Annotated in this window: 20 protein-coding genes and 1 pseudogene; 2 read left to right on the forward strand and 19 right to left on the reverse strand. The window is 36.7% G+C overall.

Annotated features, from left to right (window positions below; translation table 11 throughout):
- Positions 1-486: 486 nt before the first annotated feature.
- The 17 genes and pseudogenes from QZ138_RS02130 to cbiM all read right to left on the reverse strand — a co-directional run bounded on the left by QZ138_RS02130 (position 487) and on the right by cbiM (position 10,941).
- On the reverse strand, positions 487-771 hold the full coding sequence (locus QZ138_RS02130; RefSeq protein ID WP_292885670.1) for a DUF3194 domain-containing protein: 285 nt from the start codon (positions 769-771) through the stop codon (positions 487-489).
- 36 nt (positions 772-807) lie between these two features.
- The gene (locus QZ138_RS02135) at positions 808-1,155 is read right to left on the reverse strand and encodes a prefoldin subunit beta (protein ID WP_292885673.1); all 348 of its coding nucleotides are present in this window, start codon (positions 1,153-1,155) and stop codon (positions 808-810) included.
- 28 nt (positions 1,156-1,183) lie between these two features.
- Complete coding sequence (locus QZ138_RS02140) at positions 1,184-1,450, reverse strand: KEOPS complex subunit Pcc1 (RefSeq protein WP_292885675.1); 267 nt, start codon at positions 1,448-1,450, stop codon at positions 1,184-1,186.
- Positions 1,443-1,928, reverse strand: coding sequence for a Brix domain-containing protein (locus tag QZ138_RS02145; protein WP_292885677.1), 486 nt, complete (start codon positions 1,926-1,928; stop codon positions 1,443-1,445). Before QZ138_RS02145 ends, QZ138_RS02140 begins: the two co-directional genes overlap by 8 nt.
- A gap of 41 nt (positions 1,929-1,969) precedes the next feature.
- On the reverse strand, positions 1,970-2,101 hold the full coding sequence (locus QZ138_RS02150; protein ID WP_082706360.1) for a DNA-directed RNA polymerase subunit P: 132 nt from the start codon (positions 2,099-2,101) through the stop codon (positions 1,970-1,972).
- A gap of 3 nt (positions 2,102-2,104) precedes the next feature.
- Positions 2,105-2,371: pseudogene (gene rpl37A / locus QZ138_RS02155) on the reverse strand (50S ribosomal protein L37Ae); the annotation flags it as partial.
- Between the two features lie 212 nt (positions 2,372-2,583).
- Positions 2,584-4,068, reverse strand: a complete 1,485-nt coding sequence (gene guaB / locus QZ138_RS02160) for an IMP dehydrogenase (RefSeq protein ID WP_292603108.1) — start codon at positions 4,066-4,068, stop codon at positions 2,584-2,586.
- Between the two features lie 13 nt (positions 4,069-4,081).
- Positions 4,082-4,795: a (5-formylfuran-3-yl)methyl phosphate synthase gene (locus tag QZ138_RS02165; protein WP_292885680.1), complete on the reverse strand. Its 714-nt coding sequence runs from the start codon at positions 4,793-4,795 to the stop codon at positions 4,082-4,084.
- 92 nt (positions 4,796-4,887) lie between these two features.
- On the reverse strand, positions 4,888-6,081 hold the full coding sequence (locus QZ138_RS02170; RefSeq protein WP_292885683.1) for an LUD domain-containing protein: 1,194 nt from the start codon (positions 6,079-6,081) through the stop codon (positions 4,888-4,890).
- Complete coding sequence (locus QZ138_RS02175; protein ID WP_292885686.1) at positions 6,068-6,739, reverse strand: (Fe-S)-binding protein; 672 nt, start codon at positions 6,737-6,739, stop codon at positions 6,068-6,070. Before QZ138_RS02175 ends, QZ138_RS02170 begins: the two co-directional genes overlap by 14 nt.
- A complete protein-coding gene (locus tag QZ138_RS02180) occupies positions 6,739-7,089 on the reverse strand; it encodes a DUF2304 domain-containing protein (RefSeq protein ID WP_292885689.1) in 351 nt (116 codons plus the stop codon). The genes QZ138_RS02175 and QZ138_RS02180 overlap by 1 nt, the downstream gene beginning before the upstream one ends.
- 4 nt (positions 7,090-7,093) lie before the next feature.
- Positions 7,094-7,801, reverse strand: a complete 708-nt coding sequence (locus tag QZ138_RS02185) for a glycosyltransferase family 2 protein (protein ID WP_292885692.1) — start codon at positions 7,799-7,801, stop codon at positions 7,094-7,096.
- An 11-nt stretch (positions 7,802-7,812) separates the two neighbouring features.
- Positions 7,813-8,271, reverse strand: coding sequence for a riboflavin synthase (gene ribC / locus QZ138_RS02190; RefSeq protein ID WP_292603096.1), 459 nt, complete (start codon positions 8,269-8,271; stop codon positions 7,813-7,815).
- A gap of 136 nt (positions 8,272-8,407) precedes the next feature.
- Positions 8,408-9,241, reverse strand: a complete 834-nt coding sequence (locus tag QZ138_RS02195) for an ATP-binding cassette domain-containing protein (RefSeq protein WP_292885695.1) — start codon at positions 9,239-9,241, stop codon at positions 8,408-8,410.
- Position 9,242: 1 nt separating this feature from the next.
- Positions 9,243-9,938 carry a cobalt ECF transporter T component CbiQ gene (gene cbiQ, locus QZ138_RS02200; RefSeq protein WP_292885698.1) on the reverse strand — a complete coding sequence of 232 codons (696 nt, stop codon included), beginning with the start codon at positions 9,936-9,938 and terminating at the stop codon, positions 9,243-9,245.
- 40 nt (positions 9,939-9,978) lie between these two features.
- The gene (locus QZ138_RS02205; protein WP_292885700.1) at positions 9,979-10,266 is read right to left on the reverse strand and encodes an energy-coupling factor ABC transporter substrate-binding protein; all 288 of its coding nucleotides are present in this window, start codon (positions 10,264-10,266) and stop codon (positions 9,979-9,981) included.
- Positions 10,267-10,275: 9 nt separating this feature from the next.
- The gene (cbiM, locus tag QZ138_RS02210) at positions 10,276-10,941 is read right to left on the reverse strand and encodes a cobalt ECF transporter S component CbiM (protein WP_292885703.1); all 666 of its coding nucleotides are present in this window, start codon (positions 10,939-10,941) and stop codon (positions 10,276-10,278) included.
- Positions 10,942-11,141: 200 nt separating this feature from the next.
- Here cbiM and pyrF point away from each other — a divergent pair, with 200 nt between their 5' ends.
- Entirely contained in the window at positions 11,142-11,789 is a 648-nt protein-coding gene (gene pyrF, locus QZ138_RS02215; protein WP_292603083.1) for an orotidine-5'-phosphate decarboxylase, read from the forward strand.
- Between the two features lie 84 nt (positions 11,790-11,873).
- Complete coding sequence (locus tag QZ138_RS02220) at positions 11,874-12,116, forward strand: DUF5654 family protein (protein ID WP_292885706.1); 243 nt, start codon at positions 11,874-11,876, stop codon at positions 12,114-12,116.
- Positions 12,117-12,143: 27 nt separating this feature from the next.
- On the opposite strand, the gene QZ138_RS02225 is transcribed toward QZ138_RS02220, so the two are convergent.
- Positions 12,144-12,686, reverse strand: a complete 543-nt coding sequence (locus tag QZ138_RS02225) for a hypothetical protein (protein WP_292885708.1) — start codon at positions 12,684-12,686, stop codon at positions 12,144-12,146.
- The gene (locus QZ138_RS02230) at positions 12,687-13,610 is read right to left on the reverse strand and encodes a deoxyhypusine synthase (protein WP_292885711.1); all 924 of its coding nucleotides are present in this window, start codon (positions 13,608-13,610) and stop codon (positions 12,687-12,689) included.
- Between the last annotated feature and the right edge of the window lies 1 nt (position 13,611).

A 13,611-nucleotide genomic window follows, 5' to 3' on the forward strand; every position in this document is an offset into this window, starting at 1 on the left:
TGATCAATTCATAAAGGCAAATAACGGTTATGTTATGAACCTCTATTAAATAAGTTAATCTACATCATATATAAATGTTACTATAATTTAGAAAAATTAAAGTAAAATTGAATATATAATTTATAAAATATATTATAAAAAATAAACAAATTATAATTATTTTAATAGAAATCTTTACACAAATATATAATCATTCAGAAAATGTAAAACTCGAAATTTTAGAGTAACCTAAAATACAAAAAAGTTATAAAATCTGGTTGATAAAGTCAAGTTGAAAAAATTAATGGTTAATGAAGTTTGAAGTAATTAAGAGGGAATTTGAAAGATAGTATATGTGTTTGTCCTTAATATTGCTAAGCTATTGAGATTACTTCAAACTTATTTAAAGATTATACTTAATAATATAAATACTTTTTGATAAAAAAGTATTACTTGAATTAATATAAAATATATAAAAAGTATTACACAAAAATTCAAAAAAAATAATTAAGCTCTGAAATTCTCATCAATATAAGAATCGAATCTCAAATAAGCTTCATCAATCGCTTTGGCAATCTGTTCCTGGTTGATTTCGGACAGCTCATCAAAGATAACTCCAACATCAACATCAACATCCAACTGATTGTTTTCGTAGGTTAAAACTATATCTAAATCCAGATCCTCGATTTCCTTTGCAGGCAAAGCCTTTGAAATTTCACTTTCTAAAATTTCGCCGAAATCATCTGAAATTGTTGCCAAATCATCCTGGGATAATACTTTAAGTTTTGACATGAAAATCTAAAAAAAGAAAAAATAAAAGGTTTAAGCCTATTGGCCCATACCTTTCATAGCTGCCTGGATAGTGGATTGCATTTCTTCAAGTTTTTTGATGACCCTTTCTTCTTGACGAGCCATGGTCTGTTTTCTTAACTGAAGAGTTTCTAACTTGTCTTCCATGTCAGCTAAAGCGTCACTGTATTCAACCTTAATGAGTAAAGTACCAGCTTGTTTGAATACTTCAGTATTTTCATCAGATTTTTTAAGTTCTTCTAATGCCTTTTCAGTTTCTTGAATTTGTACTTCAACATTCTGAACTTGCATGCTTACAGCTTGAGCTTGTTGTTGTAATTGTTGAAACTGATTTAATTGTTCTTGAATATTTTCAGGAATCTCCATTTTATCACCTTAATTAATTATATAAGTATTAATTTGTTAAGTTATTTATTTCTAATGCCAATTTAATCCACTTGATTGCTGAGTTAACGGAAGCCCTAAAGGAAGTGGAATCCTGTGCATCGATATCAATCATGATATTTGACCCCTCCAATTCGATGGTCATGGATGATCTGAAATCGGGAGCGGTTTCAAACTCCAAAATTATCGCATCATAAATGATTTTAGCCTGGTCACCGCTTTCAAATTCAACAGCAATATTGCTTTTAACTCTTTCTAGAGGGCTTTCATCAATCATTTGTGACCTCTAAAATCTTTTTGACATTGATTTGGAATTTTAACTTATCTCCAAATTTATTTACAAAATAAATTCTGGCTATTGAATCATCGCTTTTGGAAATCAGGATATAGTTTTCTTCAGCATTATCCACTAAATCCAAATCCAAAATGTCGCTTAGGACATCGAGCTCTTTAACTTCAGATACTATTTTCAATTGGGACGGAGCGAAGTTTGTCTTTTCATTATCCAATGTCACTCCAATAAGAATTGTAATCAACAATTCGCCCTTGTTAGAGAAAAAAGAAATCCTGCTGGGATTTCCCTTAATTTCATTAACAACAGCCACATTGTATTCATCAACTTCAAGTGCCTTTAACAGTAACTCCCTAAAGTTCATTTTGCCCCTGTTGACTGATGTTGAATCAGTAACGCGTGCTAAATTCTTACAGAACTTTCTAGTTTTTTGAGAAGGTTTTCTAGAAGTTGAAATTAACATTTAAATCAAAAATAGTAAAAAATTTAGTAAAAGCAAAGATTTTATCTTGCTTTTATAATTCTAGTGGTTTCTGGAACATTCTTAAATAAAATCCTATATCTGCATTTAGGACATTTATTTTCCATGTAGCTTTTATGGTCTACTTCTGCTCCACAACGTGGACACCTGTACAAGGCTTATTCCTCCACTTCAATGTCTCTGATACTGCGTGCTGCAGATCTTGCCATAGGAGTTTGTGGAACGTATGCCCCACCGGTAAATACTGCACCACATTTTTTGCATTTCCAAATTCCAGCAGCTTGTCTTTTAACGTATGGTCTATCACATTTAGGACAAACATGATTCTTTTTCATGTTTTCTTCAATGATTTTAACAGATCTTTTTGCTTTTCTTCCGTATCTTGCACCGAACCTACCTGTAATACCCACTTTTTTAGTTCTTGCCCTCCATAATAATTAAAATTTAAAATAAATTGATTATATAAAATAACCATAAAATTATCTAATATGATAATATTATATTAACTAATATTTAAAGGTTTGCTTAAAATAAGTATTTTAAGAAAAAAATTACTTTTTGATGAGAAAAAATAATTCCTATAAATCATTCCGCCAATTTCTGAATTCCCATCAAAAAAATTTAAAATAATATCCAACTAGTCAAGAGTTGGATAATTTGGACTTTCATTAGTAATCAACAAGTCATGAGGGTGAGATTCCTTAATACCGCTGCTTGTAATCCTAACGAAGTTTGCTTTCTGCTGCATTGCTTTGATATTTTCAGCACCGCAATAACCCATAGATGATTTCAAACCACCGACTAACTGGAACAATATTTCAGCAACTGTTCCCTTGTATGGTACAGCACCTTCAATTCCTTCAGGCACATATTTAGTGTGGTTCATCTTACTTTTTTGACCTTGGAAGTATCTGTCTGCTCCGCCGTCAAATTCACTGGTCATTGCACCCATGGATCCCATTCCACGGTATTTCTTGTATTGCTTACCGTGCATGATGACAATGTCACCAGGAGCTTCCAAAGAAGCTGCAAGCAAGTTACCGAGCATTACTGCATCTGCACCAGCACCGATAGCCTTTGCAACATCACCGGAGTATCTGATACCACCGTCGGCAATAACAGGAATTCCTGAATCGGCTGCTGCATCTGCAACATCAGAGATTGCTGTCAATTGTGGCACACCGACACCGGCTACGATACGGGTGGTACACATTGAACCTGGACCGATACCGACTTTAAGCGCATCGACACCCATTGAAATCAGGTCTTCTGCAGCTTCGGCAGTTGCAATGTTACCGACACAGAGCTCAGCATCAATATTGTCCTTAATGGTTTCGGTGAATTTGACCACATTCATGTTGTGAGCGTGAGCGCAGTCAATTGAGATGATGTCTGCACCGGCCTGGTCAAGTGCCATAGCCCTGTCCAAATCAAAAGGACCGCATGCAGCAGCAACCAGAAAGTTGCCGTCCTTATCCCTTGCAGCATTAGGATATTGTGATTGATTCAAAATATCTTTAATAGTAATGATTCCAACCAGTTTGCCGTCACGAACAACAGGAAGCCTTTCAACCTTATTGTCGTATGCAATGTTTAAAGCCTCTTCAGCTGAAACGCCTTCCTCTACGGTAACGACATCTGAAGTCATGATATCCTTGATTTCAGTGGAAGGTTCAGATTTTAAGAATGGTCTGATATCCCTTTTTGAAATAATTCCAAGAATCTTGTCGCCGTCAACAACAGGCAAACCGCTGATGAGCTCATTGCGCATTGTCTCTTCAGCTTCACTGACAGTTGACCCTGGAGAAATGGTGATTACATCACGTATGGTTAAATCTTCAGCATTTTTAACTTTTCTAACTTCCTCGACTTGCCTTTCCAGTGTGATGTTTCTGTGGATTACGCCCACTCCACCTTCCTGTGCCATGGCTACTGCGAGATCCGCTTCTGTAACGGTATCCATAGCCGCACTCAAAACCGGAATATTCAATTTGATTCCTTTGCCCAATTCAATTTTAGTATCAATGTCCTTTGGTTCAACATAACTTGCGTTAGGGGTCAAAAGGAAATCGTCAAAGGTATAAGACATCCTTGCTTCTTGTACTTTTTTTGAAAATGACATGATTAACACCTAATTAAAATGAATCCAATAATTCTTTAAGCTCAGCAACTGCGGTATGATGTATTTTTCCAGTGTTTCTGTCACCGCCAACACATGCAGCTCCCCTGATACCAACAACATCGCAACCGATATCGTGTAACGGTTTCAGCTGGTCTTTTTTAACGGATCCTGCAAGCGCAGTCAGTAAACCATAGCCGTGAGCTTCTTCGACAAATTCTTTCAACTTGTCTAAATCTAAATAATCAAATAATGTATGACCGTCTTTAACAGCAGTGTCAAGCATTGCGAGGTCGCATCCAGCATCCTTTGCAACTTTTGGTATTTCCATAGGATCAACCGCACCTACACGGTGAGCATCAGCATAACCTGCTGCCACGATAATTGTATCTTCACTAACATCTTTTACAGTTTTTACAACATTTTCCATGACTTCAACAGCTTCATCATGGTCTTTTGTTCCATATAATCCAACTTTAATATAATCTGCCCCTGACACGTGAGCGCCCATTGCCGCAAGTGAAACTGTACCCGGTTTGTAAGGCACATCACCTAAAGTGGCACTGACAAGCTTGTCTTCAGGAGTCAATTCCCTAATCTCTTTAATAACCCATGGGAAATTGGCGCCTAAAGAACCTTCCTTAGGATTTTTCACATCAACAATATCTGCTCCGCCTTCAATAGATTCAAGAGCTTCTTCACGATTTATAGGACTTATTAATAGAAGCATATATTTCCTCCAATAAAATATTATTTTATAATATTGTAATATTAGTTCCTTATTATTTATAATATTATTGTTTTTTAATAGAAATTTTAAAATTAGTAAGGAGAATTATTATTACTAATGTTGTCTTTTATTTTACCGTGTGCCCTTGGATAAAATCCGACATCAGCTGACAATTTTCTCATATTTTCAATAATTTCATTGGTAGGTATTGACAGCGGACAGTTAAGTGTGCACAATCCACAAAGGGTGCACATGTAAAGTCCCGAATCAAAACAGGTCTCATCATCCTCAATGAATCTTGACATGGCAACACCACGACCGCCCAGGTAGTTGTTGAATCCGAATTCGTTACCGACCGCATTATAGACCGGACAGTGAACTATGCAGTTTCCGCAGCCTATGCAGTAAAGGCATTCCTCGATTGCATCGCTTCTTCCATTGTCCAGAAGAATAACAACAACCCTTTCGGCACCGTACATGTTCTTTATAAGCTTTTTTTCGATGTCAGCTGTTTTTGACGGCCCTGACACTACATTCATGTATGAAGTGACAAAGCTGCCTGTTGCAAATACGGTTTCCAACTTCACAATGGAGATTGCGTCCTCCAATGTCGGCACTATTTTATCGATTCCAGCTACAATTATATGCAAATCCTTAAGTGAAACTATTGAAATATTGCCCTCATTGTGCACCATTACAATGGACCCCTCTTCGGAAGCTATTGCATTGGCCCCACTTATACCTACTCTTGCACTTTCAAGGCGTTTCAGCACATCACTTCTGACGGCCCTCATGATTTCGGTAGGTTCTGCGGCAACATTCTCATCCAACGATTCATTGACAATCTTTGTTATATCATCAACATTCAAGTGTGAAGCGGGTCCTGTCGGGTGAACGGGCTTGTTGTCCTCCTTTTTAAGCTGCAATATGCGGTCGCCCAAATCGGTTTCAACGACATCAATGTCAAGATGGTCCTTTAAACCGATTTCGCCCAGGGTATTTGATTTGGCCTTGGCAATGACTTCGGCACCATACTCATCAATCAGCTCATCGATAATGCTTAAGGCATCCTGTGAGGTTTGTGCAAATCTGCATTCGATATCATTGCGCTTAAATGATTCCAAAACCTGACTGAACAGTTCATCTTTATTGTCAAAAGAAAATTTTTTAATTTCGCGAACTCTTGAGGTGAGTCTCTTGATGGACGGCAGGTCCTTGATTGATGAAGACCTTCTTTTAACTGTGCTGAAGGATTTTCTCATTGTCTCAAGTTCACTGCTCTTCATCCACAACACCATATTTCACTAAAAATTCAGTCAAATCCAACACTTCAATTTCATCATTTTCAAGATTGAGCTTGCAGAAAGGGCATGAAACGACTAATGTTTCGCAGCCGGTTTCTCTTGCCTGCGCCAGTCTTGATTTTGCCATTTGATTTGCAATTTCTGGATAAGCCGATTTTACGCCTCCGCCGGCACCGCAGCATAGGCTGTCCTCACGGCTGTTTTCCATCTCAACAATATCCACAACACTTTCAATGGCATTTCTGGGTTCGTCAAATACATCCATATGGCGACCCAAATGACATGAATCATGATAAGTAACCTTAAAATCAGCTTTTGTAAAATTCAATTTATTTTCCCTAATCAATTCATCCAACAATTGCGAAATGTGAACAACATCCAAACCGTCATAATCCTCTTTTAGGGTCTTATAGCAGCCTGCACAGGAAGTAATGATTTTTTCATCCTTTAGAATTTTACTATTCTTTTTGATTTGTTCTTTTGCTTGTTTTTCAAAGCCTGTTCTAAGCAAGACTGACCCGCAACATTTTTCATCATCCAAAACATGATAATCAACACCAGCAAGATCCAATAATCTTTCGGTTGCTTTGGAAATCTCAGTCTGCTTTTCCCTTGCAGTGCAGCCTCTAAAATAAAGCATTATTCATCCTCTTCATCATCAAGGGTTACTTCATTATTTATTGCAACTTCCTTTACAATCTTATTTATTTCATCATGCAATATGTCTATCCTGTTGTATAACCTGAAGATAATGTAGAAGAGTACTAAAAATACCACAATGATAATGAAGTCCAATCCACGGGTTATTCCAAATAATCTTGCGAAGCGTTCACTTGCAGTTGGAAATATCGAAAATACGATTACAAATAGCCACAATACGGTCCATAGGATTACAGTGACCAGGGATTGCTTTTGCTTCATATACCTGTAAAAGAACCATAGGATGGCCAAGATTGATATTATAGGAAATAGTATAGAATATAACAACATTTTATCACCTTAACTGATGTCTAATCATTTGAATCAATATCTTTAATGCCTCGACAACATTTGTTCCTTTTGCCTGAGTTTCCGGAGTGTAGATTGTTTGAATTGGAACTTCAGCAAATGGAATATTATTGTCGTTGACTTCACGTATGAATTCTGATGATATAAGATATCCTCTGGCATTGATATCTATTTTTTTCAAAGCATCCACAGTTATTGCCCTGAATCCGGTCTGTGAATCACTCACATTGACCTTATAAAATATTCTTGTCAAAAGGTTCATGACTGAATTTGCAAAGTTTCTGCTGAAAGGCATGTCCTTAAGCGGCCTGACTCCGATTACGGCCTGAGCCTCGCCTTTAACCAAAGGTGTTATCACATCATCCAGGTCTTTGGCTGAATGCTGGCCATCCGAATCCATACTGACAACATATTTCGGATTGAACATGAAAACAGCATCAAAGCCAGTTTGTGTCGCCACACCCACACCCCTGTTGATTATGAGAGAGAAAATATGGATTTGGTCAGGGTATTCCCTTTTGGATTGCTTAATAACTTCCAAAGTATTGTCTGAGGAACCGTCATTGACGATAATCATATTGTATCCCCTTTGGGCAATTTCCTCAATTACCGGCTGGATTCTTGTAGCCTCATTATAAGCAGGAAGAATAACATATGTTGCCTGCTTATCCTCTTTAGAAATTTCAAAACTCATCGTACACCTTTCTATAATGGTCCTGCATCCTCTTTTCCTTCACGCATTCCCATTCCTGCTTCTTTTCTCATTGCTTTTCTGTGATACATCATCTTAATTAAATTCTGTGCATGTTCCCTTGCCCTGTTTTCAGCAAGCTTTGCAAGTTCAACCGGATCTTCCTCTTCGTCTTCGTGTACAAACACTTCCAGTATGTGGGTGTTTGTCATGAGCTGCGCATTGATCAGGCCGGTTGATGCCTCATGAGCACACATCTTGTCCTTTTCCATAGGACCAGGCATTCCAAGTGCCATCACTATATCACAGTTTTCCTCTTCAATGAGGATTTTGGCTGTAACCGGCAAGTCCTTAACGCCAGGAACAGTTTCACGGATTATTTTTAAATCATAAGCGTTCTTTTTCAACTCATCGATAGCTGCAGAGGCCATATCAAAACGAGCAAATGTGGTATCACAAATTCCAATCCTCATGTAAATTCACCTTATAAAAAATTATGTTTCTATTAATATAAATGTTTAATTAAAAATACAAAAGTATTATGAATTATTACTGTAAGTAATACTTTGATACTTGATTTTATGAAAAAAATCTGGTTTAAAAAAAAAATTAGTTTTTATTTAACAGTTCTAAAAACTTTTCCTTGGCTTCATCAATTGTTAGAGGATAATCTCCGCCCATATCAAAGCCTTCACGTTCAAGTTGCTGGAATAAATCTGTAACAATAGGAACCTTCAGGTTAGCCTGTTCCAAAATTTCAGGTTTTGCAAAGATTTCTTTAGGAGTGCCTTCCGCAATTAGTAATCCGTCAACCAAAACAAAAACCCTTTTGGCATAGTTTGGAACCAGATCGACTTCATGTGTTGATATTACAATTGTAATTCCCTCATCATTGAGCTCATTCAGCAATATTGATAAGTCAACCACCCCCTGAGGGTCAAGACCTGCAGTAGGTTCATCCAAAACCATGACTTCAGGCTTCATTGCAAGAATTCCTGCAATTGCAACTCTTTTCTTTTGACCTCCGCTCAAGTGATGTGGTGCGGTCTTTTCAAACCCGCTCATTCCAACACGGTCTAGAGCTTCTTCAACCCTGTCCTGAACCTCTTCCATAGACAAACCCAAGTTAAGAGGTCCGAATGCAACATCCTCTTCAACAGTAGGGGCGAATATCTGATCATCAGGGTTCTGGAAAACTATTCCAACCTTTTGCCTGAACTTAAGCAAAGACTTTTTGTCATATTTCAACTCTTCACCATCAATGAACACCTGCCCCTCATCAGGTTCGAAAATTCCATTTAAATGAAGGAACAATGTTGATTTTCCGGCACCGTTCTTTCCTAAAAGAGCAACCATTTCCCCTTTTTCAATCTTTAGACTAACTCCTTTAAGTGCCTGGTAATCTGAATTATAGGAATACTTAAGATTTTTTACTTCTAACATTTCAATTCTCCTTTTTTCTTGGTTCATAAACCGGAAGTTCACCAGTGTATCCTCTTGAATCCAATGCAAATTGCAGTGTTTCACTTTTGTCAAGAGACCTTAAGAATATTGTACTTACAAGAGCACCCAAAGACTTGAATGAAGTCCAATATGAATGATAACCCAGTCTTGTATCCTGTGCCTTTTGCATGGTATCTATTTCATTTAAGAATATGAAAATCGCATTATACATCAAAAGTGCAATTTCAACCATAATCTTAGGAACTTTCAACTTTCTTAAACAGTTTAAAATTTTTGCAATAGGTGTTGTAAGGGCTAAAAATCCTAAACATGGCAAACAAGCTACTACTCTCATGAATGTATAAACCGCATAATGGAGAGAATCTGTGGTAATCACAATACCCAATATTCCGGTTTCATAAATAACTTCACCTTTTCCAAAGAATAACAATAAAAAGATACATGTAATAACAAGAAATACCATTGGAATTGACAGAAATTTCAAATAGGACCTATAGTTAATCTTAGCAATAGCCAATATTACAATGGACATTACAACAAAAATGAATACGTCAAAATACAGATTATCAAGTGCCAAAGTAACAATTAACAGAATTATTGTTAAAAACAATTTAAAATAAGGATTTGCCTCAGTTAATTCATTATGATGCGCAATATAATCCATATCAAATTTCATAAAATCACTTAAAAAAAGAAAAAGTAATAAAGAAGATTAATTAGTCTTCTTTACCTTGTCCTCTCCAGTAACCAAAGAAGTAACCAATAATGATTGCTCCGATAGCTGCTTGAAGAGCAAATAATAAACTTTCTATTTCACCACTAGGTGGTTCCCATATTGATGAAAACCAAGGTTTGAAACCGGTTTCTTCAATAGCTTCACCAGCGGCATCGTCTGCACCACCAAAGTATCCATCATCTTCTCCATGACCACTAAACATTATCAATGGTGCAATGAACAATATGACACAAACAACAGCCAATATTATTAATGTTGATGTTTTCATTATATCACCTTATGCTTCATTAGGAGCTAAAGCACCTAATTTATCTAATAATTTTGGTTTGTAAGCTTTTAATCTGTCCCAGATAATTACAGTCAAGATACCTTCACCAATTGCTAATGGCACTTGAGTTACTGCGAAAATAACTAAGAATTTAGTTAATGCAGATCCAAAACTAGGAGCAGGGAAAGCGGCAGCTAATTGGAATGAAGTAGCCACATAAGTCAACAAGTCACCTAAAAATGCTGCAAAGAAGATTGCAATGGTTGATGAAATATTAGCTTTAGTTAAACCTTTGTATACAATCCATGCAACAAATGGTCCAACGATGCCCATTGAGAATATGTTTGCACCTAATGTAGTTAATCCACCGTGAGCAAGTAATAATGCTTGGAAAATAAGTACAATAGCTGCTAATACTGCAGTTACAGCAGGACCGAATAATGCTGCACCTAATCCGTTACCACAAGGGTGAGAACAACTTCCAGTAACGGAAGGTAATTTCAAAGAAGATAAGACAAACATGAATGCTCCGCTTACAGCAAGTAAAGCTTTGGATTCAGGTGTTTCGTCTACAATTTTTTTAATCTGATATAAACCAAATGCAACAACGATGATTGATATGACAAACCATATAATACACCAGTTCAATGGTAAATATCCTTCCATAATATGCATAAATAATTTCCTCCAAATTTCTAATCAATATGAATTGATTAATATCTCAATAAAAATTTAAAATGTAATTAAAATTTTATAAAGTTTTATTGATAATGATATTATATACCTTATTATATATAAATATTATTAGTAATACCCTAAACAAAATTTAGGCAAACCTAATAAATTTTATTAATGAATAAAAAGAATATGATACTATGAACATAAAAAACAACTTGATTCTGGCACTTGATGTAATGAGTGAGACCGAAGCGATTGAAATCTGTGACTCAATAAAGGAACACATTGACACCATAAAAATCGGCTATCCTTTAGCTCTTGCGGAAGGTCTAGAAATTATCAACAAACTTAAGGGAAAATTCGGATTCAAAGTGATATGCGACTTTAAGGTGGCAGACATCGATGCGACAAACGAAAAGATCTGTGACGAAACCTTCAAGGCAGGGGCAGATGCAATCATATGTCACGGCTTTGTGGGCAAAGACAGCGTGCAGGCATGTCTTGACATGGCAAACAAGCATGAAAAGGAATTGTTTTTGCTGACTGAAATGTCTCATCCGGGAGCTAAAATGTTTCTGCAGAAAAATGCAGATGCAATTGCTCAGATGGGAGTAGAAATGGGAATAAAAAACTATGTTGCACCGGCTACAAGACTTGACCGTTTATCAGACATCAGAAACATTGTCGGCAGTGATGCATATATAATCTCACCAGGCGTTGGAAAACAGGGTGGAGACGGCAAAAAAACACTTGAATACTCAAACGCAATAATTGTCGGAAGAAGCATTTACGAAGCAGAAAACCCTAGTCTTGCATGCAAAGATTTAATCGAATCAATCAAATGAACCTAAACTATTATAAATTAAGAAGAATATAAATATCATTGTTCTTATCATCTTGAACAAATTGATTTAAACGGAGGAAAAAACATGGTAAACGAAGTAACAAAAATGATTATGGAAACAATCCTAGCATTAATTACTACCGCTTTTGCATTCGTTGCAGGTTCAGCATGGAACAGTGCAATTCAAAAACTAATTGAATCCTTCATAGGTACCGGAGACGCACTTCCTAGTTTATTTATATATGCTATTGTTGTAACCATTATAGCTGTAATCGTTACCGTTATCATTGCCAGAGTAGCTGGTAAAATGGGCGTAGAAGCAGAATAAATTAAATAAAGGAATTTTTAATTCCTTTTAACTTTCTTTTTTTAAAATTAACTTTTCAAAAATTATTTCACCAAACAAATAGGCCATTTCAAACAGTATGAAGAAAACAAATACCCAAATGCTGAATGCGCCTGATAAAGCCAGTAGGAGTATAACTATCTTCATTACAAACCTATATTCAAAAAATAGATTTAAAAAAGTATCATCAGTTACCCTGTGAATGGTTTCATGACCGATTTCATCTGACAGTGCCGCCAGAACACAAATCAGTAAAACAACTAAACTCAAATCTGGAATTCCGCAAATCAGACAGATAACAATAAAAATTGCCAAGGTAATGATATGATGAATGCCATCGATTTTTAGAGCTAAAAAATTGCCTATCGGAATTGCTATAAATATATAAGCCGCTCCAACATCATTTACTGCAGCAAATGCTGAAGCCAGTCCGCATAATACTCCAAAAATGCTTGCAAACTTCAAATCATGCATTTCGTCAAAAAAGTCATCTGAAACTTTCATGAAAAATCCAGACAATAAAAATAAAATTGCCAAAATAATATAACTCATCTAATCACCTGAAATATTATCCAGACAAGCAGCATAAATCAATGGGAATATCACTGTTACATCCCCCACAACACTGGCAAGACTGGAACCGCACCTGGCCTTTGCCCAGGATTTTGCCTCTTCAAGAGGCGCACCGCCCAAACTGCCCGCTTCGGGTCTGTCCATTGTAACCTGAATAGCTGCGTCAAGGCCGCCCTTTATGACATTGGATGCCAATGTATAATGCTTTGTAAGGCCTCCTCCCAAAAGAATTGCACCGACACGCTCAGCTTCAAAGACTATGTCTGAGAGATAATGCATATCCGCTACAGCATCCACGACGAAATCATGGTCCTGGTTAAAAATCCACAGCTGCAGACCCATCATCGAATCTATTAGGCCCGGAGCAAAAATAGGAATGTTGTTTTTAGCGGCCGCAGCAACAAATGAGTTTTCATCATCAACCATCAAACCGACTTCATGAAGCAATTCCTGAATTGAGATATGAGTTTTTTGGCTTGAAATCTTTTCGAAAATCCCGGTGATTTCGGTTTCAAATATTGTAAAATCATCTGAGCCAACATTGATGTCGGCAATTCTTCCTATGCCATCCTCATTCAAATCCTCATCATCACGCCCCTCATGGCGATAATGTGATCCTCCAAATGCCTCAACCAGGTCATGAGTGATATTCGCTCCGCTTGATACAATCAAATCGACATGATGATTTTCAATCATTTGAGTCACGATATTTCTCATGCCTCCAGGTATCAGCGGACCTCCAAGGCTCATGAACACTTTCATGTCCTCATCCTGAATCATGTCCGTTAAAATATTACAGGCCCTTCCAACTCTGCCTGCACCTAAAACGCCTGATTTGTCAAATTCATTAACCAAATCGGAAACTTTCATATGATTGGTGACATTAATGGGGTTAACTTTCATG

Source organism: Methanobrevibacter sp. UBA212 (genome assembly GCF_905233225.1).
Lineage (GTDB): Archaea > Methanobacteriota > Methanobacteria > Methanobacteriales > Methanobacteriaceae > Methanocatella.